At 61.8% G+C, this 22,510-nt stretch carries 25 protein-coding genes; 11 read left to right on the top strand and 14 right to left on the bottom strand.

What is annotated here, in order from left to right; all coding sequences use genetic code 11:
* Positions 1-381: 381 nt before the first annotated feature.
* From GNZ13_RS06675 to kynB, 4 genes are all read right to left on the bottom strand, one after another.
* On the bottom strand, positions 382-867 hold the full coding sequence (locus GNZ13_RS06675) for a hypothetical protein (protein WP_172161626.1): 486 nt from the start codon (positions 865-867) through the stop codon (positions 382-384).
* Positions 868-1,263: 396 nt separating this feature from the next.
* Positions 1,264-2,208, bottom strand: a complete 945-nt coding sequence (gene kynA / locus GNZ13_RS06670) for a tryptophan 2,3-dioxygenase (protein ID WP_172161624.1) — start codon at positions 2,206-2,208, stop codon at positions 1,264-1,266.
* 10 nt (positions 2,209-2,218) lie between these two features.
* Positions 2,219-3,469 carry a kynureninase gene (gene kynU / locus GNZ13_RS06665; protein WP_172161622.1) on the bottom strand — a complete coding sequence of 417 codons (1,251 nt, stop codon included), beginning with the start codon at positions 3,467-3,469 and terminating at the stop codon, positions 2,219-2,221.
* A 54-nt stretch (positions 3,470-3,523) separates the two neighbouring features.
* Positions 3,524-4,186: an arylformamidase gene (kynB, locus tag GNZ13_RS06660; RefSeq protein ID WP_172161620.1), complete on the bottom strand. Its 663-nt coding sequence runs from the start codon at positions 4,184-4,186 to the stop codon at positions 3,524-3,526.
* A gap of 130 nt (positions 4,187-4,316) precedes the next feature.
* Between kynB and GNZ13_RS06655 the strand changes: the two genes are divergently transcribed.
* Positions 4,317-4,826: an Lrp/AsnC family transcriptional regulator gene (locus tag GNZ13_RS06655; RefSeq protein WP_172161618.1), complete on the top strand. Its 510-nt coding sequence runs from the start codon at positions 4,317-4,319 to the stop codon at positions 4,824-4,826.
* A 74-nt stretch (positions 4,827-4,900) separates the two neighbouring features.
* On the opposite strand, the gene GNZ13_RS06650 is transcribed toward GNZ13_RS06655, so the two are convergent.
* Entirely contained in the window at positions 4,901-5,410 is a 510-nt protein-coding gene (locus GNZ13_RS06650) for a flavin reductase family protein (RefSeq protein WP_172161616.1), read from the bottom strand.
* A gap of 256 nt (positions 5,411-5,666) precedes the next feature.
* On the opposite strand from GNZ13_RS06650, the gene msrA reads away from it, so the two are divergent.
* Positions 5,667-6,215 (top strand): peptide-methionine (S)-S-oxide reductase MsrA, encoded by a 549-nt coding sequence (gene msrA / locus GNZ13_RS06645; protein WP_172161614.1) that lies wholly within the window; start codon positions 5,667-5,669, stop codon positions 6,213-6,215.
* Here msrA and GNZ13_RS06640 read toward each other — a convergent pair.
* The 4 genes from GNZ13_RS06640 to GNZ13_RS06625 form a co-directional block, all read right to left on the bottom strand.
* Entirely contained in the window at positions 6,202-7,473 is a 1,272-nt protein-coding gene (locus GNZ13_RS06640; protein WP_172161612.1) for a DUF72 domain-containing protein, read from the bottom strand. The two genes, msrA and GNZ13_RS06640, sit on opposite strands and share 14 nt — an antisense overlap.
* Before the next feature lie 103 nt (positions 7,474-7,576).
* Positions 7,577-8,791: an SAM-dependent methyltransferase gene (locus GNZ13_RS06635; RefSeq protein ID WP_172161610.1), complete on the bottom strand. Its 1,215-nt coding sequence runs from the start codon at positions 8,789-8,791 to the stop codon at positions 7,577-7,579.
* A 141-nt stretch (positions 8,792-8,932) separates the two neighbouring features.
* On the bottom strand, positions 8,933-9,574 hold the full coding sequence (pdxH, locus tag GNZ13_RS06630) for a pyridoxamine 5'-phosphate oxidase (protein ID WP_172161608.1): 642 nt from the start codon (positions 9,572-9,574) through the stop codon (positions 8,933-8,935).
* A 101-nt stretch (positions 9,575-9,675) separates the two neighbouring features.
* Positions 9,676-9,831 carry a hypothetical protein gene (locus tag GNZ13_RS06625; RefSeq protein ID WP_172161606.1) on the bottom strand — a complete coding sequence of 52 codons (156 nt, stop codon included), beginning with the start codon at positions 9,829-9,831 and terminating at the stop codon, positions 9,676-9,678.
* On the opposite strand from GNZ13_RS06625, the gene tcdA reads away from it, so the two are divergent.
* Positions 9,818-10,675 (top strand): tRNA cyclic N6-threonylcarbamoyladenosine(37) synthase TcdA, encoded by an 858-nt coding sequence (gene tcdA / locus GNZ13_RS06620; protein ID WP_172161604.1) that lies wholly within the window; start codon positions 9,818-9,820, stop codon positions 10,673-10,675. The two genes, GNZ13_RS06625 and tcdA, sit on opposite strands and share 14 nt — an antisense overlap.
* A gap of 111 nt (positions 10,676-10,786) precedes the next feature.
* Here tcdA and trxA read toward each other — a convergent pair whose 3' ends face one another.
* Positions 10,787-11,635 carry a thioredoxin gene (gene trxA, locus GNZ13_RS06615; RefSeq protein ID WP_172161602.1) on the bottom strand — a complete coding sequence of 283 codons (849 nt, stop codon included), beginning with the start codon at positions 11,633-11,635 and terminating at the stop codon, positions 10,787-10,789.
* A 157-nt stretch (positions 11,636-11,792) separates the two neighbouring features.
* Positions 11,793-12,668, bottom strand: a complete 876-nt coding sequence (locus GNZ13_RS06610) for a pirin family protein (protein ID WP_172161600.1) — start codon at positions 12,666-12,668, stop codon at positions 11,793-11,795.
* Positions 12,669-12,841: 173 nt separating this feature from the next.
* Between GNZ13_RS06610 and vapB the strand changes: the two genes are divergently transcribed.
* The 3 genes from vapB (at position 12,842) to GNZ13_RS06595 (ending at position 14,432) form a co-directional block, all read left to right on the top strand.
* Positions 12,842-13,075, top strand: a complete 234-nt coding sequence (vapB, locus tag GNZ13_RS06605; protein ID WP_054034329.1) for a type II toxin-antitoxin system VapB family antitoxin — start codon at positions 12,842-12,844, stop codon at positions 13,073-13,075.
* Complete coding sequence (locus tag GNZ13_RS06600; protein ID WP_172161598.1) at positions 13,075-13,476, top strand: type II toxin-antitoxin system VapC family toxin; 402 nt, start codon at positions 13,075-13,077, stop codon at positions 13,474-13,476. The genes vapB and GNZ13_RS06600 overlap by 1 nt, the downstream gene beginning before the upstream one ends.
* Positions 13,477-13,550: 74 nt before the next feature.
* Entirely contained in the window at positions 13,551-14,432 is an 882-nt protein-coding gene (locus tag GNZ13_RS06595; RefSeq protein ID WP_172161596.1) for an EamA family transporter, read from the top strand.
* Positions 14,433-14,472: 40 nt separating this feature from the next.
* Here the strand turns inward: GNZ13_RS06595 and GNZ13_RS06590 are convergent, their stop codons facing one another.
* Positions 14,473-16,059, bottom strand: coding sequence for an N-acetylmuramoyl-L-alanine amidase (locus tag GNZ13_RS06590; protein ID WP_172161594.1), 1,587 nt, complete (start codon positions 16,057-16,059; stop codon positions 14,473-14,475).
* The gene (gene tsaE, locus GNZ13_RS06585) at positions 16,041-16,649 is read right to left on the bottom strand and encodes a tRNA (adenosine(37)-N6)-threonylcarbamoyltransferase complex ATPase subunit type 1 TsaE (RefSeq protein ID WP_172161591.1); all 609 of its coding nucleotides are present in this window, start codon (positions 16,647-16,649) and stop codon (positions 16,041-16,043) included. The genes GNZ13_RS06590 and tsaE overlap by 19 nt, the downstream gene beginning before the upstream one ends.
* A 17-nt stretch (positions 16,650-16,666) precedes the next feature.
* On the opposite strand from tsaE, the gene queG reads away from it, so the two are divergent.
* The 3 genes from queG to xerD are packed head-to-tail and all read left to right on the top strand — an operon-like array spanning position 16,667 to position 19,339.
* A complete protein-coding gene (gene queG / locus GNZ13_RS06580; protein ID WP_172161589.1) occupies positions 16,667-17,908 on the top strand; it encodes a tRNA epoxyqueuosine(34) reductase QueG in 1,242 nt (413 codons plus the stop codon).
* 28 nt (positions 17,909-17,936) lie between these two features.
* A complete protein-coding gene (locus GNZ13_RS06575; protein ID WP_172161587.1) occupies positions 17,937-18,407 on the top strand; it encodes a methylated-DNA--[protein]-cysteine S-methyltransferase in 471 nt (156 codons plus the stop codon).
* On the top strand, positions 18,404-19,339 hold the full coding sequence (gene xerD / locus GNZ13_RS06570; protein WP_172161585.1) for a site-specific tyrosine recombinase XerD: 936 nt from the start codon (positions 18,404-18,406) through the stop codon (positions 19,337-19,339). Before GNZ13_RS06575 ends, xerD begins: the two co-directional genes overlap by 4 nt.
* Positions 19,340-19,472: 133 nt before the next feature.
* Here the strand turns inward: xerD and GNZ13_RS06565 are convergent, their stop codons facing one another.
* The gene (locus GNZ13_RS06565; RefSeq protein WP_172161583.1) at positions 19,473-21,035 is read right to left on the bottom strand and encodes a class I adenylate-forming enzyme family protein; all 1,563 of its coding nucleotides are present in this window, start codon (positions 21,033-21,035) and stop codon (positions 19,473-19,475) included.
* Positions 21,036-21,231: 196 nt separating this feature from the next.
* Here GNZ13_RS06565 and ybaK point away from each other — a divergent pair, with 196 nt between their 5' ends.
* Both ybaK and plsY read left to right on the top strand, forming a co-directional pair.
* Positions 21,232-21,723: a Cys-tRNA(Pro) deacylase gene (gene ybaK, locus GNZ13_RS06560; RefSeq protein ID WP_172161581.1), complete on the top strand. Its 492-nt coding sequence runs from the start codon at positions 21,232-21,234 to the stop codon at positions 21,721-21,723.
* Between the two features lie 113 nt (positions 21,724-21,836).
* Positions 21,837-22,481 carry a glycerol-3-phosphate 1-O-acyltransferase PlsY gene (plsY, locus tag GNZ13_RS06555; RefSeq protein ID WP_172161579.1) on the top strand — a complete coding sequence of 215 codons (645 nt, stop codon included), beginning with the start codon at positions 21,837-21,839 and terminating at the stop codon, positions 22,479-22,481.
* The last annotated feature ends 29 nt before the right edge of the window (positions 22,482-22,510 follow it).

The raw sequence follows: 22,510 nt of genomic DNA, 5'->3' as shown, positions 1-22,510 counted from the left end.
AGGCGTCCGCGCGTTGTGGGACGTGTCTCGCGGTGCGTATTGCGTTGCATCAAATTTGAGTTTTACCGCGCCGGGGACGGATAGGCTTGTTCAAGTCTGTAGGAGACTGGCCAAATGACGGCCGGAGCTTTTACGAATGTCTAACTGTGTGTTTGTCTGATAACGATCGCTACGGAAGCACAATGAACAGGGAAATTGCCACGGAACTTGACCGGCTACTGCGTGAGGCATTCGAAAGTCGTCGCTATTCCGTCATGGGCACGTAAAAAAGGCGCGAGTAATTTGAACTGACCCCGCAAAGTTGGACACCAATCCAACTTTTGGGGTGCAGTTCAATTCGCGCCTTTTTCATTGCAGCGGCGCGGTGGCTGCTACTTCACCCTAGTGCTTCACTGCTGCCTGCTGCACATCTGCCCGCGCATACGCAGCAGTCCTTACGCGCTCCTGCTTACGCGTCGCAGGTTTGTCGGGTGCAGCTTCGGCTTCGGCTGCAGCTTCCCCTGCTTCTCGTCCCGCCTGCGCCGCCTCGGAAAGAAGTTGCGCCGCAAGTTTGGCGGTGATGCGACTGTGAGGAACTCCCTTCGCATCGAGCGCGATAACCTGGTACAGGTCACGGTCGCATTCAGCTTCTCGCTGGTATTGCTCGACGGTATCGAGCAGATGTTTCAGCAGGTTGCGCTCACGGCGTCTTTCCTCAACCGTCGTAGCCGGGCATCGGGCGATGCTCGCCGCGAGATCAATCAGGGTTTTAAGCTGACGTATTTGCCGGTCGCATGCTCCAAACGCCGACAGTGCAAGTTTTTCATACTGGAGCGCATCAACTGAAGGGCGTGATGCAGTTTGAGTCTTTTTGGTGGGTTTGCTCATGGTGCGATTTCCGGTGTGTTCCTGAATTGCCCGACACTCGCCAACCAACAGATTGGGTGAGCGGGCACGTAGCGAGTTTGAGAGATCGGCGGTAGTTCAAACCGATGGGCCTTTCGACCCTCTCACTACGGCTCGCCCATTGTATGAACGTACAGAAGCAAGCGCACGACCCACGAATGTAGGTTGTGCGAACTACCGTTCGGGCTCTCACACCTGGCCGTTTTGTCTAACGGCAAATAGAAATCTAACCCAACCGTTTTTTGAGACGATCAACCACACAGGCTAAACGCGCGAACTATAACTAATCTTTACATTTCGGCCGATGCGTCTTCAAGTCACCATGCAGCGCGCGAACGAAGTCAGTGCCCTCTCACAGAGTAAAAAGCAAAGAACCGCTTAAAGCATCGTCCTCACATGCCAAAGCTCAGGAAACAAAACCACATCCAGCATCTTCCGCAGATAAGGCGCGCCACTCGTGCCGCCCGTGCCTTGCTTGAATCCAATAATCCGCTCGACTGTCGTCACATGCCTAAATCGCCACTGTCGAAATGCATCCTCGAGATCGACGAGCTCCTCCGCCATCTCGTACAGCTCCCAATGTTGCGAAGGATTCCGATAGACCTCCAGCCAGGCTGCTTCGACGGAAGCATCATGCACGGTAGGCTGCGTCCAATCCCGCTCCAACCTGGAAGGTGAAATCGCAAACCCACGCCGCGACAGCAAGCGCACGACTTCGTCATAGAACGAGGGCGATTCCAGCGAAGCCTTCACGTCTGCATACACATCCGCCCGATGCGCATGCGGCTTCAGCATCTGCTCATTCTTATTGCCGAGCAAAAACTCGATCTGCCGATACTGATAAGACTGGAATCCGGAAGAGCTACCCAAATAAGGCCGCATCGCCGTGTACTCGGATGGAGTCATCGTCGCGAGAACGCTCCATGCCTGCACGAGCTGCTCCATGATCCGCGACACGCGAGCAAGCATCTTGAACGCCGGCGGCAACTCATCGCGATGCACCGCCTTCAACGCGGCGCGCAACTCATACAGCGCGAGCTTCATCCACAACTCGCTCGTCTGATGCTGGATGATGAACAGCATCTCGTTGTGATCCGGCGACAACGGATGCTGCGCATCCAGCACGGTCCCCAGCGAGAGATAGTCGCCGTAACTCATCGACTCCGAAAAATCGAGCTGCGCGTCGTGCCAGCCATCGCCGGAATCGGCGGCGGCAGGGGCCGTAGCAGTGGCCGAAGGGGCATCCCCACTGCCATGCCCAAACGGACACACTTGTGCCGGTTTCTCTTCCGGCAATCCCGGCGTTTGCATATGATCGGTCATTGCGCGCTCCTCAGGTCACAGCGCCGCGGGCGGCAAATTCAGGCGCTCGCCAGGTCTCTTGCGCAAGCACATCGCGCAGCGTCTCCACCGCATCCCACACATCGACAAAGCGCGTGTACAGCGGCGTAAAACCAAACCGCAACACATGAGGCTCGCGATAGTCGCCGATCACGCCACGCGCGATCAACGCCTGCATCACTTCATAACCATGCGGATGCTCGAAGCTCGCATGCGAACCTCGCTGCGCATGTTCACGCGGCGTCACGAGCGTCAAAGGAAACTCGCCGCAACGCGCTTCGAGCAGCTCGATAAACAAATCGGTCAACGCGAGCGACTTTGCACGGATCGTCTGCATATCCGTTTGAAGGAACACATCGAGCCCGCATTCGACCAGCGACATCGACACCATCGGTTGCGTGCCGCACAAGAAGCGGCCGATACCATCATCGGGTTGATACGTCGGGTCCATTTTGAACGGCGCGCGATGACCCCACCAGCCGGACAGCGGCTGCGCGAAATCGTTTTGATGCCGCTTCGGCACCCATACGAACGCCGGCGAACCCGGGCCGCCATTCAGATACTTATACGTGCAGCCCACCGCGTAGTCCGCGCCGACACCATTCAGGTCGACCGGCACCGCGCCCGCCGAATGCGCGAGGTCCCACAGCGCGAGCGCGCCTTTGTCGTGGATTAGTTTGGTCAGCGCGGCCATGTCGTGCATGTAGCCGGTGCGATAGTTCACGTGCGTGATCATCGCGATAGCGGTGTCGTCGCCGATCGCTGCAGGCAGCTCGGACGGATCGTCGACGAGACGCAGTTCATAGCCGCGGTCGAGCTGTTCGATCAGCCCTTGCGCGATGTACAGATCGGTTGGGAAATTTGACCGCTCAGAAACGATCACGCGACGCTTCGGATCGCGCGCATTCGCCAACCGCACGGCGGCGGACAGCAGCTTGAACAGGTTGATCGAAATCGTATCCGTGACGACCACTTCGTTTTCGGCCGCACCGATTAGCGGCGCGAGCTTGTTGCCAAGGCGGCGCGGCAATTCGAACCAGCCCGCAGTATTCCAGCTGCGGATCAGACCTTCGCCCCACTCGGCGGCGATCACGGTCTGCGCGCGTTGCGCGGCGGAGGCTGGCGGTACGCCGAGCGAGTTGCCGTCGAGGTAGATAGTGGCCGGCGAGAGCGCGAATTGGTCGCGCAGCGGCGCGAGCGGGTCGGTGCTATCCAGCGCCAATGCTTCTTCACGGGTGTTCATGATGGTCCAGTCAGAGAGATCAGGGAGTTCGGTAAATGCTATGAATGCGGTGATTCAGTTTTGCAGAGCGTCGCGGTGATCAGCGCGATTCGGTAGCGCCCGCAACACGGCGCGCACGGGGCTCGCGTCGAGCGTGGTCAACTTGAGCGGCAGCGCGATCAATTCGTAATCGCCGGGTGCGACGGCATCCAGCACGATGCCCTCAAGGATCGCCATGCGGTGCGCGCGAATCCGGTGGTGCGCGTCCATCGTCTTCGATTCCTGCGGATCGAGCGAGGGCGTGTCGATGCCGATCAGCTTGACGCCGCGAGCAGCGAGGAGATCGATGGTCTCCGGCGCAACCGCGCAGAACGCGCTGTCCCAGACCGCAGTCGGTGCGTTCCTGTAAGTGCGTAGTAAGACTCGCGGCGGCAGGTCGTCGAGCGAGCCGCTCAGGTGTTGTGGCGTCACAACAGGCGAAGCACCGATGCAATGAATCACGCGGCAGCGTCCGAGGTACGCATCGAGTGCGACCTCGCCAATCGCCGCGCCTTCGGCGTCGTAGTGAAGCGGGGCGTCGGTGTGGGCGCCGGTGTGCGGCGACAGCGTCAGGCGCGCGACGTTGACGGGCGAGCCCGCTTCCATGCGCCACACGCGTTCGATGCCGACCGGCGTGTCGCCAGGCCAGACGGGCGTCGCGGTATCGACGGCGGGGGTGATGTCCCAGAGTGTTTCCATGTCTCCATCGGCGGATTGTGTCTATCCAGGAATGATAGGTGGCTTGGCGCGAAATGTGATTGCGAAAAAATCTCCTTCTGAGCCGTGTCTTGGAACATAATTTGAGTCAAATGGGAAAGGGAGACCGAATATGAACGCGATCTCGCTCGACGCCACCGATTGCCGTATCTTGACGGTGCTTCAGCAAGAAGGACGGATTAGCAATCTCGATTTGGCGGAGCGCATTTCGCTTTCGCCATCGGCCTGTCTACGACGCCTGCGCCTGCTGGAAGAGCAGGGCGTCATCGAACATTACCGCGCGTGTCTGAACCGCGAAGTGCTGGGTTTCGAACTGGAAGCGTTCGTGCAGGTGTCGATGCGCAACGACCAGGAGAACTGGCACGAGCGTTTTGCGGAGGCGGTGCGGGATTGGCCGGAAGTGGTCGGCGCGTTTGTCGTGACCGGCGAAACCCATTATCTGCTGCGGGTGCTCGCCCACAATCTCAAACACTATTCGGATTTCGTGCTGCAACGCCTCTATAAGGCGCCGGGCGTGATGGATATTCGCTCGAATATCGTGCTGCAGACGCTGAAGGAAGATTCGGGCGTGCCGGTGTCGCTAGTGTCGAAAACCAGCGGCCACAGCGCGCCGCATGGCTGAGTGTGGGTGGGCGGGTCAGCTTGCATCGGCTTGAACCTGCTTGCGGCCGCTGTTGATACACAGCGGCGCCTTGTTCAGAGCTGCTTGAGTCCGTGAAATTGGCCGTTCTGGAAGACCAGCGGCGCAATCTCCGCGGCATTCTCGTGCACGCCGCAGCGCTCCACCTCGCCGACGAAAATCACGTGGTCGCCTTCTTCGTAGCGGCTGCGGTTATGGCATTCGAACCAGGCGAGCGCGCCGTCGAGCACCGGCATGCCGGTGTCGCCTTCGGCGTGCGACACACCTTCGAAACGATCGCCCTTCACCGTGGCAAAGCGTTTGCACAGTTCGAGCTGCGACGCGGCCAGCACGTTGACCACGTAGTGACTGTTCACCCGGAACACCGGCATCGACGCCGAGCGCGTGGCCAGGCTCCACAGCACCAGCGGCGGATTGAGCGAAACCGAATTGAACGAGCTGGCCGTGATGCCGATCAATTGGCCGGACGCGGCGCGCGTTGTAATGACAGTGACGCCGGTGGCGAATTGGCCGAGCGCCTGTTTAAAGGCGGTCTGGTCGAAGTTGGGCGGGCTGGCGCGCTTCATCGGGCGGAAGCCTTTGCGCCAAGCCGGGTGAACCCCGGGCTGAACCCATCGCGCGTGCGGCCGGAAACAAATGATTCAAAAGTCATAGTGAAAATCGTCGATTTGTCCCAATTTTAACTGCAATCGCGGTGGACTGGCCGCGACCCCTGCCGGTTAGTGGAAAAACCGCTAAGCTGGAAAGTCTTGGTGGTGGCGTGAGTGTTGTGTTTAACCGGGACCGGCATCGGCCGACTATGAGTATCAAGGAGCAAGCAGCATGAGTCAGACAGGCGAAGTCGCCATCCTCGGTGGCGGGTGTTTCTGGTGCCTCGAAGCGGTGTATCTGGGCGTCGAAGGCGTGAACTCGGTGGAGTCGGGCTATGCGGGCGGCCAGACCCAACGGCCGACCTATGAACAGGTGTGCGACGGCGTGACGGGTCACGCGGAAGTCGTCAACGTCGACTTCGATCCGGCGAAGATCAGCTATCGCGAGATTCTCGATATTTTCTTCGCGATCCACGATCCGACCCAGTTGAACCGGCAGGGCAACGACGTCGGCACGCAATACCGCTCGGTGATTTTTACCCACTCCGAAGCGCAGCGTGAAACGGCACTGCAGGCGATCCGCGAGATCGGCGAACAGGGTATCTACGACGGCCAGATCGTCACCCAGGTGCTACCGCTCGACGGCAACTATTGGCCGGCCGAGGCATATCACCAGGACTATTTCGCGCAGCATCCGAATCAGGGGTACTGCTCGTTCGTGGTGGCGCCGAAGGTCGCGAAGTTCCGTCAGAAGTTCGCGCATCGGATCAAGGCGAGCTAGGCGTTTGGCGGTCGTGCTCATGAGCCTGCCGCGCATACGCTTCAATAATCGCCCGCGCCAATTCCACGCAGCTTAACGGCGCTGATCCTTCCGCCTTGTTGTTGATTGCGATCACCACCGGCTGGCCGGCCAGCGCATAGCGCGCGGCCAGCTCGGCGAGCGCGGCGCGGGTCGCAGGATCCTGATCGACCAGCTGGTTGAACGGTTCGTACTTGGCCTTCGCCTGTTCGTATTTGAAGCCGCCGTGCAAACTCCAGCGCACGATCAGCGGGCCGGCTGGCTCGCCATCCAGGAGCGCGAGCGCCGCCGCCTGACGCAACGGGTCCGGCATCCGTGCATGAATGCCCACGCAATACCGAACACCCGCCGCTTTCAGCGTGCGGATAAAGCGCGGCGTGAGCAAACTCGCGTCGCGGATTTCGATCGCATAGCAAGCGCTTTCAGGCAGCTTGGGCAACGCCGTCAGGAACTCGGCGAGTCGCTCGATGAACGCCGCCGGTTGCGCGAGCATCTGGTCGGGCAGCGGCGAGAGCTGGAACACCAACGCACCGGCTTTCGCACCGAGGCCTTCAAGGCACGGCGTGACGAACTCGTCGATCGCCATTTGCGCGTTCAGAAAGCACGGGTTCAGCGAGACCGGCTCGCCGCGTTCGGCGCGCACGGTGGCGTCGGTAATCGTCATCGGCGCTTTGACGATGAAGCGGAAGTGCTCCGGCACCTGCTGTGCGTAGCGCAAGTATTCGGTGACGGTGAGCGCCTGGTAAAACGACCGGTCGATGCTGACAGTCTTTAACAGCGGATGCGCGCTATAAGCCGTTAGACCTTCGCGCGAGAGCTTGCTATTGCTGTAGTCGTCGCCGTAGACGATGCCATTCCAGCCTGGAAACGACCATGTCGACGTACCGAGGTGGACCTGCGACGGCAGTTCGGCGGCGAGCGCCAGGAGTTCAGAAGAGGGTGGTGCGGCAAGAATTTCGCGTGAACGGCGTTTCCTGGGCGTATCGGCGGTTGCTGGCGTTGCATTGGCTTCAGCCGCGGTCCCGGTTTCGGGTGGCACCGGTGCGTCGTCTTCCTGCCAGAGCAGCGCAGCGCCGCTTGCCTTTGCGCGCTGCGGTTTCGCGCCCCCATCAGGCTTCGATGCCGGTGCCGGCGTCTGCTCCGCCGGCATCCCGAACAGATCGAACTGCACGGCGTCGGCCGGTGCATCATGCCCGCCGCTCACCGGCTGTTCAACTTCGTTTGTCCCACTCTGGTCCATCGATGTTCGACCTGCTGTTTAAGGTTTGCGCCGCGTCGGCCCGCTCATGCAATGCACTTAGCCCCGGCACGCAGCGACGGTAAATCGCCGCGGCGCAACCGTATCACAACGTTTTGTCGTACATATAGCGGCGCGACCACGGCAACGTTTTCGCGCTACGGCCGGCTTTGCAGCACACCACCTGGAAGATCGAGACATCGTCGTTTTCGAACGCGTACGCGCAACCGGCGAGGTACACACGCCAAATGCGGAATTTTTCGTCGTCGACCAGTTTGCGGGCTTCGTCCGCATGCGCCTCGAAGTTTTCCGCCCAGATGTCCAGCGTGTGCGCATAGTGACGGCGCAGGCTTTCGACGTCAACTGCTTCAAGCCCGCCGCGCTGCATCGCTTCGAGCGCAAGGCTGATGTGTGGCAGTTCGCCGTCCGGAAATACATAACGGTCGATGAATTCGCCGCCGCCCAGCGCGGTTTCGCCGCTGTCCGAATCGCTCGACGTAATGCCGTGATTCATGGCGATGCCGTCGTCGACGAGCAGATCGTGGATTTTCTGGAAATAGCCCGGCATATTCTTGCGGCCAACATGCTCGAACATGCCGACGCTGGTGATGCGGTCGAACTGCCCGTCGATGTCGCGATAATCCTGCAGACGAATCTCGATCTGGTTTTCCAGGCCCGCGGCTTTCACGCGTGCGGTAGCGAGATCGAACTGGTTCTGCGACAGCGTCACGCCGACACACTTTGCGCCGAATTTCTGCGCTGCGCGCAGGACTAGCGCGCCCCAGCCGCAGCCGATGTCTAGCAGGCGCTGCCCCGGTTGCAACTGGATCTTGGTGAGAATGTGGTCGATCTTCTTGATCTGCGCGGTGGCGAGGTCTTCATTGCCATTCTCGAAGTACGCACACGAGTACACCATGTTCTCGTCGAGCCACAGCTTGTAGAACTCGTTCGAGACGTCGTAGTGATACTGGATGGCCTTCTTGTCCGACGACTTCGAGTGATGGAAGTAGCGCCGCACGCGCGCCAGCTTGCTCGCGCTGGAGACGGTGTTGCGCGCCAGCTGATAGCTGACGTTGATGATGTCCGACAGCTTGCCTTCGATATCGATCTTGCCCTTCACATACGCCTCGCCCAGATTGTCGAGGCTCGGTTCGAGCAGATAAGGCAGCGCCGTGGCGCTTTTGACATGTAGCGTGACCCGAGGCGCGGCGAACTGCCCGAAGTCATGTTGCTGACCGTCCCACAGCACAAGGCGTGCTGGCAGGTTAGCCTTGTTTTTTACCTCTTCCACCCACTGCGCCAGCTTTTTCTCCCAGAACATGTGATCTCTCCGTGTTCGTTGAATTAAAGCAAAGCCTGTGTGGATTGCGGCTCAGTGCGGCGCAACTCCCATGCCGCGAGACGCAGTCCGACCGGCGCGCGCTGCTACGTTGGCAACGCGCGTACGGTGTTGTATTTCGATTCAAGGCGATAGGCGGGAGATTTGCCAGTCGCTGTTTTCGCTTGAACGCGTGTAGAGCAAGCGGTCGTGCAGACGCGACGGCCGGCCCTGCCAGAATTCGATTGCTTCGGGTACCAAACGATAACCGCCCCAGTGCGGTGGGCGCGGCGGTTGGTCACCGTATTGCAGGATGATTTCGCGTTCGCGTGTTTCGAGCTGCGAACGGCTTTCAATTAGCTGACTTTGATTGGATGCCCACGCGCCGATGCGTGAACCAAGCGGGCGCGACGCGAAATACGCATCGCTTTCTTCCGCGCTGGTTTTGACGATGCGGCCTTCGACGCGCACCTGGCGTTCGAGTTCGATCCAGTAGAACAGCAGGCTCGCGTAGGGATTGGCGGCCAGTTCGCGGCCCTTGCGGCTTTCGTAGTTGGTGAAGAACACAAAGCCGCGCTCGTCGACACCTTTGATCAAAACGATGCGCGCTGACGGCCGGCCGCGCGAGTCGACCGTGGCCAGCGTCATCGTATTCGGTTCGGGCAGTTGGGCGTCTACCGCTTGCTGAAACCACGTGTCGAATTGACGAAACGGGTTACGGTCGACATCGGCAAAGTCCAATGAACCCAGCGAATAGTTTTTTCGAAGTTCGGCGAGTGAGGTCATGTTCTTATGCGAACGCTACAGTACAACCAGTATAGCTAAGGCGTGAATTCTTTGCGCGCGACCAAGTCAAGGCCTGCTACTGCGTGTGGACATTCACGCCGTCACGTTTGCGGCCATTCGTGCCTAACATTCATGCCTAAGTTGGGGCGGCGATGTTGATCGTCGCGATCAGGCAAAATACGGGCTGCGAGCGCCTTGGCGTTGCCACTTCCTGTTTTGCCTGCTTTGAACGAGCCTTCCACCATGTCCAGCACCACCGCGCATTCCGATCTTACTACCAGCCTCGACGGGAGTGAAACCGCCGACCGCGCGCGGCGCTTCGGCGGCATTGCCCGCCTGTACGGCGCGCCGGCGCTCGCTGCGTTCGAAGGGGCACACGTCGCCGTGATCGGCATCGGCGGGGTTGGTTCGTGGGTGGCGGAGGCGTTGGCGCGTAGCGCGGTCGGCACGCTGACCTTGATCGATCTGGACAATGTCGCCGAGAGCAACACTAACCGCCAGATCCACGCGCTGGATGGTAACTACGGAAAACCGAAGGTCGAGGCGATGGCCGAGCGCATCGCGGCAATCAATCCGTTCTGCGACGTGCGGCTGGTGGAAGACTTCGTCGAGCCGGACAATTTCGCGGCGACGCTCGGCGGGGGTTTCGACTACGTGATCGATGCGATCGACAGCGTGCGTACGAAGACCGCGTTGATCGCGTGGTGCGTCGAAAAGAAGCAGCCGTTGATTACGGTGGGCGGCGCGGGTGGCCAACTGGACCCGACGCGCATCCGGATCGACGATCTCGCGTTGACCATCCAGGACCCGTTGCTGTCGAAAGTGCGCGGGCAGTTGCGCAAACAGCATGGCTTTCCGCGTGGTCCGAAGGCGAAGTTCAAGGTGAGCGCGGTGTATTCCGATGAGCCGTTGATCTACCCGGAAGCCGCCGTGTGCGACATCGACGAGGAAGCGGAGCACGTCACGACGTCGCCGGGTCATACGGGACCGGTCGGTTTGAACTGTGCGGGATTCGGATCGAGCGTGTGTGTGACCGCGAGCTTCGGTTTTGCCGCGGCCGCCCATGTGTTGCGGGCGTTGGCGAAGCAGGCAGCGGGTTGAGGCGGTAGGGCGTTAGAGCGTCGTCGCGTTAGAACGGTAAAGCGATTGACGCAGCGCATGCCGCGACGCATTCAGGCGCGGCTCCCTCGCCGCACCTGAACACCGTACAGATTAGTACAACAACGCGCTCAGCTTGCGCCGCCATTGAGACACCAGCTCCGGCTGATGCGCGGCGAGATCGAACACCGACAGCATCGTCTTACGGCCAATGTCGTCACGGAACGTGCGGTCGCGTTGCACGATCGCCAACAGGTGTTCGAGCGCGCCTTCGTATTTGCGGCGGGCGATGAATGCGCTAGCCAGATCGAAGCGTGCTTCGAGATCGTCCGGGTTCGCTGCGACTTTGGCTTCGAGTGCATCCGTAGGCGGCAGATCAGCCGCCGCGTCCACCGCATCGAGCCGGGTCTTGATCGCGTTGAAGCGGGCGACGCTCCCTTGCGTGGTTTTCGGCGACAACAGGTCGGCTTCATTGCGCGCTTCGTCGATGCGATGATCTTCGAGCAGCATCTCGATGAGGTCCATGCGCGCTTCGTCGAAGCCTGGGTCGTAGGCGAGTGCGGCTTGCAGCGCATTGTAGGCATCCTCACGGCGGCCTTCGGCCACCGCCGCTTGCGCTTCAAGACGTGCCGCGTCCGCGCCTTGCGGCACGAGGCGCTCGATAAACTCGCGCAACTGGCCTTCCGGCAACACGCCGACGAATTGATCGACCGGCTGGCCGTCGGCAAACGCCATGACGTGCGGAATGCTGCGCACCTGGAAGTGCGTGGCCAGTTCCTGGTTCTCGTCCACGTTCACCTTCACCAGCTTCCATTTGCCGGCGGCTTCGGCTTCGAGCTTCTCCAGCATCGGGCCGAGCGTCTTGCAGGGACCGCACCACGGCGCCCAGAAATCGACCAGCACAGGGGCCAGTGTCGACGCCGTGATGACGTCCCGTTCGAAAGTGGCCAGAGTGGTGTCCATTGCGTCCTCGTCGATAAAACGGTTTGTTGACTAGTTGGGGCCGTGTGCCGCGAATTCAATGATTCAACGCGGCGGATGCAGGCCACCGGGGGCCGCAAATGCTCGCACAGACGGCGAAGCTTGCCGGTGGCAACCGCATGGGCGCCGCCATGCTCACCTATTTTCTTGTCGGCAACGGAATCCATTCGGTTTCACCCGGCACCTGGCCCATCCCCTGATTAGTCCACGCCAGCTTCGCGGCTTCGATCTTCTCGCGTGAACTGGCGACGAAGTTCCATTCGATAAAGCGCTCGCCATCCAGCTTCTCGCCGCCGAGCAGCATTACGCGCGCGCCGTGGGTGCTGGCAAGCGTGACCGTTTCGTCGAGCGCGAGCACAGCCATTTGGCCCACTTCGAGCGATGTGCCGTCGATCTCCAGGTCACCGTCCACCAGATAGACACCCCGTTCCTCGTGTTCCGGTTCGAGCGCGAAGGCGCCGCCCGGTGCGAACTCCGCGGCCACATACAGCGTGCCGGAAAAGGTCGCGACCGGCGAGGTTTCGCCGAACGCGGTGCCCGCGATCACGCGTAGCTTGACGCCGTTGCGCTCGACCACCGGCAGCGTGTCGGCCGCGTGATGCGAGAAGGACGGCTCGATGTCTTCGTCTTCGAGCGGCAGCGCGACCCAGGTCTGGATGCCGTGCATGGTTTGGCCACTCGCGCGGTCTTCAGGCGGCGTGCGTTCGGAATGGACGATGCCGCGGCCCGCCGTCATCCAGTTGACGTCGCCCGGGACGATCTTCTGCTCGGAGCCGAGGCTGTCGCGATGCATGATCGAGCCTTCGAACAGATACGTGACGGTTGCAAGGCCGATATGCGGGTGCGGACGCACGTCGAGCCCGACGCCGGGGTCGAGCGTGGCGGGGCCCATATGGTCGAAGAAGATGAACGGGCCGATCAGGCGCGCCGCCATGGCCGGCAGCACACGCTGCACGGTGAGGTTGCCGACGTCGCGCAGATGCGGTTTGAGAACTGCTTTGATCGAGGAAGACATGGGCAGGCTCGGCTGGAAGGGTGAGTTGGATTTTGCTTAATGGATGATTCTACTGCGGTTGCGGTTGCGGCTGCATTCCGCACTCGATGTACACACATGTATTTACATTGCTGGCGCGGATGGCTATAGTATTAGCTCGTACATACAGCGTACATCCGCAGTAGGAGTTCAGCATGCTCACTAAAGTCTTTCGCAACGGCAATTCGCAAGCGGTGCGTATTCCGGCCGAATTGGCATTCGACCGCGCCGACGTCGAGGTTGAAATCGAACGCGTTGGCGAAGAATTGCGGATCCGTCCAACCCGGCGTCCGCTGACCGGTGTGCTCAAGAAATTCGCCAAATTCGGGCCCGACTTCATGGCTGAAGGACGTGGTGACCACGAGCAGGCCGAGCGCGAGGATTTGTAATGCCGCGCTACATGCTCGACACCAATATCTGCATCTACTTGATGAAGAACCAACCGGAACAGGTTGCGAAGCGCTTTGCGGAATGTCTCGTTGGCGATGTGGTGATGTCTGCCATCACCTTTGCGGAACTCGAATACGGCGTGGCGGTATCGGCGAACCGTGCGCGCGATCGCCGTAATCTGGCGGCACTCGCCGAAGACATTCTGGTCATGCCGTTCGACAGCGCTGCGGCAAGCGCGTACGGTCCGATTCGCGAGGCGACGCGCGAGCGTAAGAAGGATCAGCTCGACAAGCTGATCGCGGCACATGCCGTGGCGCTCGACGTGGTGCTGGTGACCAACAACGAACGCGACTTCGCGGCGTATCCGGGGCTGCGCGTGGAAAACTGGCTGAACGACTAACTACGTTTTAACGCACTGTCGAGCGACGCGACGTCCGCTAAACTGCCGGATCCAACAATTAAATGGAGACCGGGATGTCGCCGAGGGACTTACTGCTCGCGCTAGTCGTTGTGGTTGCGTGGGGTGTCAATTTCGTCGTGATCAAGGTGGGCCTGCATGGTGTGCCGCCGATGCTGCTCGGCGCGCTGCGTTTCACGCTCGCCGCGGTGCCGGCGGTGTTTTTCGTCAAGCGGCCGCAGTTGCCTTGGCGCTGGCTGTTCGCTTATGGTGCGACGATTTCGTTTGGGCAGTTCGCTTTCCTGTTCTCGGCGATGTATGTCGGTATGCCGGCGGGGCTCGCTTCGCTCGTATTGCAGGCGCAGGCATTCTTCACACTGATCTTCGCCGCGCTGTTTCTGCATGAGCGCTTTCGTGTGCCGAACGTCGTCGGTTTGCTGATCGCGGCGGGCGGTCTCGCGATCATCGGCATGCAAGGCGGCCACGCGATGACGCTCGCTGGTTTCGTCCTCACGCTGTGCGCCGCGTGTTCGTGGGCGCTCGGCAACATCGTCACGAAGAAGGTCGGCAAGGTCGATCTGGTCGGGCTGGTCGTGTGGGGCAGCCTGATTCCGCCGTTGCCGTTTTTCGCGCTGTCGTACGCGTTCGAGGGACCGCAGCGGATCGTCGCGGCGCTGTCCTGGATCAGCGCGATGTCGATTTTCGCCATCGTGTACCTCGCTTTTATCGCGACGTTGATCGGCTACGGCCTGTGGAGCCGGCTCCTGTCGCGCTATCCGGCGAGCCAGGTGGCCCCGTTTTCGCTGTTGGTGCCGATTGTCGGGCTGGCATCGGCGTCCTTGTTTCTCGACGAACGGTTGTCCGAGGCGCAGATCGTGGGGGCCTTGCTGGTGATGGCGGGGTTGGCGGTGAATGTGTTCGGGGGTTGGGTCGTGCAGCGGCTTTCACCGGCGCGGTGAATGCCACTTAAGCGTGACGCATGTGGCATGCAGGGCGGCGTCAGGTCATGCGGTTCTTCGCCAACGGCGGATTCGCTGCGAAATAGCGCTTGATGCCAGTCATGATCGCATCGGCCATCTTCTCCCGATACGCGTCGTCGTTCAGGCGGCGCTCCTCGTCCGGGTTGCTAATGAAGGCTGTCTCCACGAGGATCGACGGAATGTCCGGCGCCTTCAGCACAGCAAACCCGGCCTGTTCGACCGAACCTTTGTGCAGCTTGTTGATGCCGCCGATCTCGTTCAGCACGAAGTTGCCGTAGCGCATCGAATCGCGGATCTGCGCGGTGGTCGACATATCGAACAATGCGCGGTTGACGGTGGCGTCGGCGGACTTGATGTTGATCCCGCCGATCTGATCCGACGAGTTCTCCTTGTTCGCCATCCAGCGCGCCGCGGCGCTCGACGCGCCATGCTCCGACAAGGCGAATACGGACGAGCCTTTCGCGTCGGGCGTGGTGAACGCGTCCGCGTGGATCGACACGAACAGGTCCGCGCCCACGCGCCGCGCCTTCTGCACGCGCACGTTCAGCGGCACGAAGAAGTCGGCGTCGCGCGTCATCATGGCGCGCATGTTCGGCTGTGCATCGATCTTCGCGCGCAGCTTCTTCGCGATGTCGAGTGCGACGTGCTTCTCGTAGGTGCCCGAGCCGCCGATCGCGCCCGGGTCCTCGCCGCCGTGACCCGGATCGATCGCGACGGTGAGCAGGCGCACCGTGTTGCTCTTGCCGGTTTTCGGATTGGTGAAGGCGTAGCTATCGTCGCCTTCGCTGTCATCGCCACCAAGGTTGCTGCCACTGGTGCCACCCTTGTTGCGGGCGATCGCGGTGGGCGGCGCAATGGGTGCAATCGGCGCCGTCGGCGTTGCGGGCTTGCCGAGGATGGGCGGAGCAGGTGTCGGCGCGATATGCACCGGCGGACGCGGCACGCCCGGCGCCGTCCCGCCGCTGCCGTTCTGCGCATAACGCTCGAAGAAGGCTTCGCTGTTGTCGGCAGTGGGCGGCGTGGTGCCCGGGCCGCTTAGCGTGGCGGGCGGTGCGTTGTTTTCCTCCAGCGTTTGCTGCTTGCGCTCGGTCTGCGCGAGCAGGTCCATCAGCGGATCGGGCGCGACGGCGGGGTACAGGTCGAACACGAGCCGGTATTTGTACGCGCCGACCGGCGGCAGCGTGAACACCTGCGGTTTCACCGAGCCCTTCAGATCGAACACCATCCGCACGACGTGCGGCTGATATTGGCCGACGCGCACCGACTGAATCTGCGGATCGTTCGGCGTAATCTTCGATACCAGATCCTTCAGCGCCTGATCGAGATCGAGGCCGCTCAGATCGACCACCAGCCGGTCCGGGCCCTGCAGCAATTGCTGCGTGTTCTGCAAAGGCTGATCCGACTCGATCGTCACGCGCGTGTAATCGCGCGCCGGCCAGACCCGCACGCCCAGCACCGAGCTCGCCCACGCGAGACGCGGAGCGACAAGGCCGAGCACCAGCGTGGACGCGCCCGCGCGCAGAATCTGCCGGCGCCGCCAGTTATGCGTTGCGGTAGCCGCCGATTCGATCGAGCGGAACGGTTTGATCAACATCTTTCGAGACATGCCTTTCCTGATTCGCTGTATGCCCGTGCAGTGAGTACCCGGCCGTCGCCCTCGTGGTCCAGGTCGAGCGCGAAGACGAGATCCGGCACGCCAAGGAGACGCCCGGCGCGCTCCGGCCATTCGACGAGGCAAATGGCGCCGCTGTCGAAGTACTCGCGAAAGCCCGCGTCGGCCCATTCGGCCGGGTCGGTGAATCTGTACAGATCGAAGTGATAGAGCGCGAGTTCCCCAGCGGGCCGCTCGAGCACGTAGGGTTCGACGAGTGTGTAAGTGGGACTGCGCACGCGGCCGGTGTGGCCGAGGCCGCGCAAGGTCGCGCGCACGAGCGTGGTTTTGCCGGCGCCAAGGTCGCCGACGAGTTGTACTTGCAGGCCGTGGAATGCCTGATTATCGTCAGTGCCCGGCGCGGGTTGCTGCGCTTTTTGCAGCGGGTTTTGTTGCGCTTTTTGCATCGCCCCGCGCACGCTTTCGATTGCCCGTGCAAAGCGCTCGCCGAATGCGTTGGTGGCGGCCTCGTCCGCGAGCGCGAAGGAGCGTTCGAGCAGGACATTGGCGGGCGGTTGGATCGCGAGATCGGGATTGACGGGCATTCTCGTAAAATGGAGTGATGAACCGAAGTCCGGAGTCCCCTGTTTCCTGCACGCCTGCGTCTAACGACGATGCGCGTGCCGAGCGTCATTTCGATGAAGCGGCGCTGAATGCGCTCGCGCTCAACATCAAAACGTGGGGCCGTGAACTGGGTTTCGGGGCGATCGGTATCAGCGACACCGATCTCTCCGCTGCCGAAGCGCCGCTTGCAGCATGGCTGGACGCGGGTTGCCACGGCGAGATGGATTATATGGCGAAACATGGTATGAAACGCGCGCGCCCCGCCGAGCTTGTGGCCGGCACGCGACGTGTGATTACCGCACGCATCGACTATTTGCCTGCTCAGACATTGAGTGGAAAGGCGCACGAAAGCCCTTTGCAGGACACGCCGCGCGCACCGCAAGACTGGCGCGCAGCCGAGCATGCGCGGCTCGCGGACCCATCGGCAGCGGTGGTGTCGATCTATGCGCGGGGCCGCGATTATCACAAGGTAATGCGTAACCGTCTGCAACAGTTGGCCGAGAAAATCGAGGCGGCAATCGGCGCGTTCGGCTACCGCGTATTTACCGATTCGGCGCCGGTGCTTGAGGTGGAGCTCGCCCAGAAGGCAGGGATCGGCTGGCGCGGCAAACACACGCTGCTGCTGCAGCGCGATGCCGGTTCGCTGTTTTTTCTCGGCGAAATCTACGTCGACGTGCCGTTGCCCACCGATGCCGAGACGTCGCCCGACGATGCGCCCGAAACGCCGGGCTCGCATTGCGGCAGTTGCACGCGCTGCATCGGCGCATGCCCGACGGGTGCGATTGTGGCGCCCTATAAGGTCGATGCACGTCTCTGTATTTCGTATCTGACGATCGAATTGAAGGGCAATATTCCCCTGGAAATGCGGCCGCTGATCGGTAATCGTGTGTATGGCTGCGACGATTGCCAGCTCGTATGTCCCTGGAACAAGTTTGCGCAGGTCGCGCCGGTCGCCGATTTTGACGTGCGGCACGGGCTCGATCGCGCGACGCTGGTCGAGCTGTTTGCATGGAGCGCGGAGGAGTTCGATACGCGCATGCAGGGGAGTGCGATTCGCCGCATTGGCTATGAGAGCTGGCTGCGCAATCTGGCGGTGGGGATGGGTAATGCGCTGCGGGCCTCGTCGGAAAGTTTGAGTGCGGATGCGCGCAAGGCGATTGTTGACGCGCTGAAGTTACGCGTCGAAGACCCCTCCGCCGTGGTGCGCGAGCATGTGGAATGGGCGTTGGAAGCGGCGTAAAGTAGCGGCAATCACGGAGCAAGCAACCATGTTCAACGCAGTGATCGATGCACCGTTCGGCAAGATCGGCATCCGCCTCGAAGGCGAGGCCGTGCGCGAAATCGTCTATCTGCCGGAGTCGGTGCAGAGCGTCGCGCCGGACACGCTGCTGGCGAGGCAGGCCGTCGAGCAGATCGAGCGTTATTTCGAGCGTGCGTCCGCGAAGTTCGAATTGCCGCTGGCCGCGGTCGGCACCGCATTTCAGCGGCGCGTGTGGCAAGCGATCAGCGACATCCCGCCGGGTGTCGTGCTGACCTATGGGCAACTGGCGAGGCAACTCGGTAGTGTCCCGCGAGCGGTCGGCCAGGCGTGCGGTGCGAATTACTTCCCGATCGTGATTCCGTGTCATCGGGTGGTCAGTTCGAGCGGCATCGGCGGATTCGCGCATCATGCCGGAGATGGTTTCTTTCGCAACGTCAAACGCTGGCTTCTGGCGCATGAAGGCATTTCTTGCGCATGAGCGACACCGTGACTGAAGACGCGCCCGCCGCGTCACCTTTGTTTGTGGCGAGCTCGGCTTCGATCGATGCGTTCTGCGACGCGTTGTGGCTCGAGCACGGCTTGTCGCGCAACACGCTCGATGCGTACCGGCGCGATTTGCGGCTGTTCTGCGAATGGCTCGTGCAAACCCGCAAGACGTCGCTAGACACCGCCAGCGAGGCCGACCTCAACGCCTATAGCGCGGCGCGCCAGAAAGACAAATCCACCTCGGCAAACCGGCGGCTCTCGGTATTTCGCCGCTACTACGGCTGGGCGGTGCGCGAACATCGCACGAAGGTTGATCCGACGGTACGCATCCGTTCAGCCAAGCAACCGCCGCGTTTTCCGTCGACGCTCACCGAAGCGCAAGTCGAAGCACTGCTCGGCGCGCCGGATATCGACACGCCCTTGGGCCTGCGCGACCGCACCATGCTGGAGTTGATGTACGCCAGCGGTTTGCGTGTCACCGAACTCGTCACGCTGAAGACGGTGGAAGTGGGCCTGAACGAAGGCGTAGTGCGCGTGATGGGCAAGGGCTCGAAAGAGCGCCTGATTCCGTTCGGCGAAGAGGCGCACGGCTGGATCGAACGCTATCTGCGCGAAGCGCGTCCTGCTTTGCTGGGGGCGCGCGCGACGGATGCGCTGTTCGTCACGAGCCGCGCGGAGGGCATGACCCGCCAGCAATTCTGGAACATCATCAAGCGCCACGCGACAGCGGCCGATGTGCATGCGCCGCTCTCACCGCATACGCTGCGGCACGCGTTCGCGACGCACCTGCTGAACCATGGCGCCGATCTGCGCGTCGTGCAATTGCTGCTCGGTCATACGGATATCTCGACCACGCAGATCTATACGCACGTGGCCCGCGAACGGCTGAAGTCGCTGCATGCGCAGCATCATCCGCGGGGGTGAGGCTCGTTAGCGGCTGCGCGGGGCGATGCGCTTGCCGTTGCTGCGGCTGGTAGCGATTAATGCGACCGCCACCAAAGCCACGGCCGCCACCGCAGTCGCCGTCTTTGCCTCGGCCACGGCCATAACCACGGCGTTAGACGAACTCGCGCAACCGGTGCTTGAGAATCTTGCCTGTCGACGCAGCCGGCAGCGCAGCCAGCACCTTTACTTCGGCAGGGCGCTTGTACGGCGCAAGGCGCTCGCCGCACCACGCGATCAGTTCAGCCGGAGACACCTTCGCGCCCGCGATCAATTCGACGAACGCGACCACTTCCTCGTTACCCTCCACGGCGCGCCCGATCACCGCCGACTGCACCACCTGCGGATGCGCATTCAACACATGCTCGACTTCCGACGGATACACATTGAAGCCCGAGCGAATGATCAACTCCTTGCTGCGCCCGACGATATGCAACGCACCGTCCGCGTCCTGCCGTGCGAGGTCGCCGGTCTTGAGCCAGCCGTCTTCGGTGACAGCAGCACGGGTCTGCTCCAGGTTGCGGTAGTAGCCAAGCATCACGTTCGGGCCCCGCACCCATAGTTCGCCGATTTCGCCCGGCGCGGCATCCACACCATCGAGTCCGACGAACCGCACGTCGACGCCGGGAATGACCTCGCCGACCGAGCAATCGCTGCGCGGCGCATCGAGCATGGTGTGCGAGACGGTCGGGCTGCTCTCGGTCATGCCGTAGCCGTTGTGCAGCGGGAGGCCGTAGACGCTTTCGACGTGCGCCTTCAGCGCGGCGTCGAGCGGCGAGCCGCCCGAATAGGCGAAGCGCATGTGCGGCGCGGACCACGCGTGGCCGTGCGTTTGCAAATGTTCGAGCAGTTTGGCGTGCATGGCCGGCACGCCCTGGAAGATGGACACGCGCTCTTCGGCGAGCGCGCGACGCACCGCTTCCGGCGCGAAACGCGGCGCGAGGCGCAAGGTCGCGCCGGCGTGCAGGCTGCCGAGACAAACCGAGGCAAAGCCGTACGCGTGCGAGATCGGCAGAACGGCGTACACGACATCGTCCGGACCGACTTTGCGTAAGCGGCTCGACACGGTCGCGATGAAGAGCAGATTGCGATGCGACAGCATCACGCCTTTCGGCGCGCCTGTAGTTCCCGTGGTGTAGATCAGCGCGGCACATTGGCGGTGATTGGCGGCTTCGACCGGTTCGGCTTTTGCGTGGGTGTCGATCGTGTACGACCGGGCACCGATATCCGGCGTGATGACAGGCGCCGTGACGGCTTGATGCCGCTGCGCATGCTGTTGGGCATCCGCGGAGCTTTCGACCGCATACGCGACCACTCGAGGCTGCGCGTGCGCACGGATCGCGTCGAGTTCGGCGGCGGACAGGCGTGCATTCGACATCAGCGCCCACGCATCGAGTTTCGCGGTCGCGAACAGCAGCACGATCTGCACGATGCTGTTCTCGGCCACGATCATCACGCGATCGCCGCCACGCACGCCCCATTCGCCCAGCAGCGCGGCGGCGGCATCGACGGCTTCCAGAAGTTGCGCATTGGTGAGGCGGCGCGCATCCTCGATCAAGGCGACGTGCTGCGGATCGCGCGCGGCGGCGAGCACCGGGATTTCGGCAATACGCGCGGGAAGGGCGGCCAGCAGCGCCGGAATGTCGATCGTGGAACGGGTGGATGAATCGAGGTTCAACGCTGTCTCCTTTGTCGACCAGAGTTCGCGCTTCAGCGCGTTACTCTGGTCCCATGCAAGATAGTTGCAAAGCGATTCGGTGCTCGGTATGCCATGCGCCGGAAGATTTGCGAACGATCGTGCCACAATCACCGGACCCGCACAATTGGCCGTTCGGCAAATAGCCGTTGTGCAAACTCGCCATTACAATGCGCCGATGAGCAAATCCAGACACGTCTCCGAAACGCCCGCTACGCAGTTTCTGCGCCGTCATGGCGTCGCTTTCGGCGAACATCCTTACGATTACGTCGAGCACGGCGGCACTGAAGAATCGGCGCGCCAACTCGGCGTGGATGAACATCATGTCGTCAAGACGCTCGTGATGGAAGACGAGCACGCCAAGCCGCTGATCGTACTGATGCACGGCGACCGCACCGTCAGCACCAAGAATCTGGCGCGGCAGATCGGCGCGAAACGCGTCGAGCCGTGCAAGCCCGAGGTGGCGAACCGGCATTCCGGCTATCTGATCGGCGGCACGTCGCCGTTCGGAACGCGCAAGCAGATGCCGGTGTACGTCGAGTCGAGCATCCTCGAGATGGACAAGATCTGGCTGAACGGCGGCCGGCGTGGTTTTCTGGTCAGCATCGAACCCAAGGTATTGGTCGACGTGCTGGCGGCGAAGCCGGTTCAGTGTGCGAGCGTCGATTGACGTTTGCCTGAATGTTTTCCGGGCAGGTGGGTTCGGTAGAATGTGCGCCGCCTTGTTCCCTGTTGCGGTTGGAGTATCGAGTATCAGACCGCCGATCCTTATATGAGTCCCAGATGCAAAACCTGATCGTTGCTGTCGTTGCCTACCTGATCGGCTCGGTGTCGTTTGCCGTGATCGTGAGCGCCGCGATGGGGCTGGACGACCCGCGCTCGTACGGCTCGGGCAACCCGGGCGCCACGAACGTGCTGCGCAGTGGCAGCAAGAAGGCCGCGATACTCACCCTGATCGGCGACGCCTTCAAAGGCTGGCTGCCGGTGTGGTTCGTGGTGCACTTCGGCGCGCATTACGGCCTCGACGATACGTCGGTTGCGATTGCGTCCGTTGCCGTGTTTCTCGGTCACCTGTATCCGATCTTCTTCCGGTTCAAGGGCGGCAAGGGCGTGGCGACCGCAGCGGGCGTGCTGATCGCGATCAACCCGATCCTCGGCATCGCCACCTTGCTGACGTGGCTGATCGTGGCGTTCTTCACGCGCTATTCTTCGCTGGCGGCTTTGGCCGCGGCGGTATTCGCGCCGCTCTTCGACGGCTTTCTGTTCGGGCCGCATATCATCGCGCTGGCGATTGTCGTGATGAGTTCGCTGCTGGTATGGCGCCACCGCGGCAATATTGCCAAGCTGATGCGCGGCCAGGAAAGCCGCATCGGCGACAAGAAGAAAACCGACGCAGCGGCTAGCGCGGCGGGCGGTAACGAACCTTGAGCGCGGGCGGGGTGCCCGGCCGGGTGTTA

It is taken from the genome of Paraburkholderia elongata (genome assembly GCF_013177735.1).
In the GTDB taxonomy this organism is placed as follows: Bacteria; Pseudomonadota; Gammaproteobacteria; order Burkholderiales; family Burkholderiaceae; genus Paraburkholderia; species Paraburkholderia elongata.
Note: the sequence above shows the minus strand (reverse complement) of the source record. Positions and strands in the feature narration are given on the sequence as shown.

What these genes read in the sequence shown, in the direction of transcription:
- GNZ13_RS06610 (WP_172161600.1), bottom strand. Translation starts at nt 12,668, where the DNA reads ATGTCTTCCTCGATCAAAGCAGTTCTCAAACCGCATCTGCGCGACGTC.
- GNZ13_RS06655 (WP_172161618.1), top strand. Translation starts at nt 4,317, where the DNA reads ATGAACGCGATCTCGCTCGACGCCACCGATTGCCGTATCTTGACGGTG.
- GNZ13_RS06595 (WP_172161596.1), top strand. Translation starts at nt 13,551, where the DNA reads ATGTCGCCGAGGGACTTACTGCTCGCGCTAGTCGTTGTGGTTGCGTGG.
- kynB (WP_172161620.1), bottom strand. Translation starts at nt 4,186, where the DNA reads ATGGAAACACTCTGGGACATCACCCCCGCCGTCGATACCGCGACGCCC.
- trxA (WP_172161602.1), bottom strand. Translation starts at nt 11,635, where the DNA reads ATGGACACCACTCTGGCCACTTTCGAACGGGACGTCATCACGGCGTCG.
- GNZ13_RS06675 (WP_172161626.1), bottom strand. Translation starts at nt 867, where the DNA reads ATGAGCAAACCCACCAAAAAGACTCAAACTGCATCACGCCCTTCAGTT.
- msrA (WP_172161614.1), top strand. Translation starts at nt 5,667, where the DNA reads ATGAGTCAGACAGGCGAAGTCGCCATCCTCGGTGGCGGGTGTTTCTGG.
- GNZ13_RS06590 (WP_172161594.1), bottom strand. Translation starts at nt 16,059, where the DNA reads ATGTCTCGAAAGATGTTGATCAAACCGTTCCGCTCGATCGAATCGGCG.
- GNZ13_RS06600 (WP_172161598.1), top strand. Translation starts at nt 13,075, where the DNA reads ATGCCGCGCTACATGCTCGACACCAATATCTGCATCTACTTGATGAAG.
- plsY (WP_172161579.1), top strand. Translation starts at nt 21,837, where the DNA reads ATGCAAAACCTGATCGTTGCTGTCGTTGCCTACCTGATCGGCTCGGTG.
- GNZ13_RS06635 (WP_172161610.1), bottom strand. Translation starts at nt 8,791, where the DNA reads ATGTTCTGGGAGAAAAAGCTGGCGCAGTGGGTGGAAGAGGTAAAAAAC.
- GNZ13_RS06640 (WP_172161612.1), bottom strand. Translation starts at nt 7,473, where the DNA reads ATGGACCAGAGTGGGACAAACGAAGTTGAACAGCCGGTGAGCGGCGGG.
- vapB (WP_054034329.1), top strand. Translation starts at nt 12,842, where the DNA reads ATGCTCACTAAAGTCTTTCGCAACGGCAATTCGCAAGCGGTGCGTATT.
- GNZ13_RS06650 (WP_172161616.1), bottom strand. Translation starts at nt 5,410, where the DNA reads ATGAAGCGCGCCAGCCCGCCCAACTTCGACCAGACCGCCTTTAAACAG.
- ybaK (WP_172161581.1), top strand. Translation starts at nt 21,232, where the DNA reads ATGAGCAAATCCAGACACGTCTCCGAAACGCCCGCTACGCAGTTTCTG.
- tcdA (WP_172161604.1), top strand. Translation starts at nt 9,818, where the DNA reads ATGTCCAGCACCACCGCGCATTCCGATCTTACTACCAGCCTCGACGGG.
- queG (WP_172161589.1), top strand. Translation starts at nt 16,667, where the DNA reads ATGAACCGAAGTCCGGAGTCCCCTGTTTCCTGCACGCCTGCGTCTAAC.
- kynA (WP_172161624.1), bottom strand. Translation starts at nt 2,208, where the DNA reads ATGACCGATCATATGCAAACGCCGGGATTGCCGGAAGAGAAACCGGCA.
- xerD (WP_172161585.1), top strand. Translation starts at nt 18,404, where the DNA reads ATGAGCGACACCGTGACTGAAGACGCGCCCGCCGCGTCACCTTTGTTT.
- GNZ13_RS06575 (WP_172161587.1), top strand. Translation starts at nt 17,937, where the DNA reads ATGTTCAACGCAGTGATCGATGCACCGTTCGGCAAGATCGGCATCCGC.
- kynU (WP_172161622.1), bottom strand. Translation starts at nt 3,469, where the DNA reads ATGAACACCCGTGAAGAAGCATTGGCGCTGGATAGCACCGACCCGCTC.
- tsaE (WP_172161591.1), bottom strand. Translation starts at nt 16,649, where the DNA reads ATGCCCGTCAATCCCGATCTCGCGATCCAACCGCCCGCCAATGTCCTG.
- pdxH (WP_172161608.1), bottom strand. Translation starts at nt 9,574, where the DNA reads ATGACCTCACTCGCCGAACTTCGAAAAAACTATTCGCTGGGTTCATTG.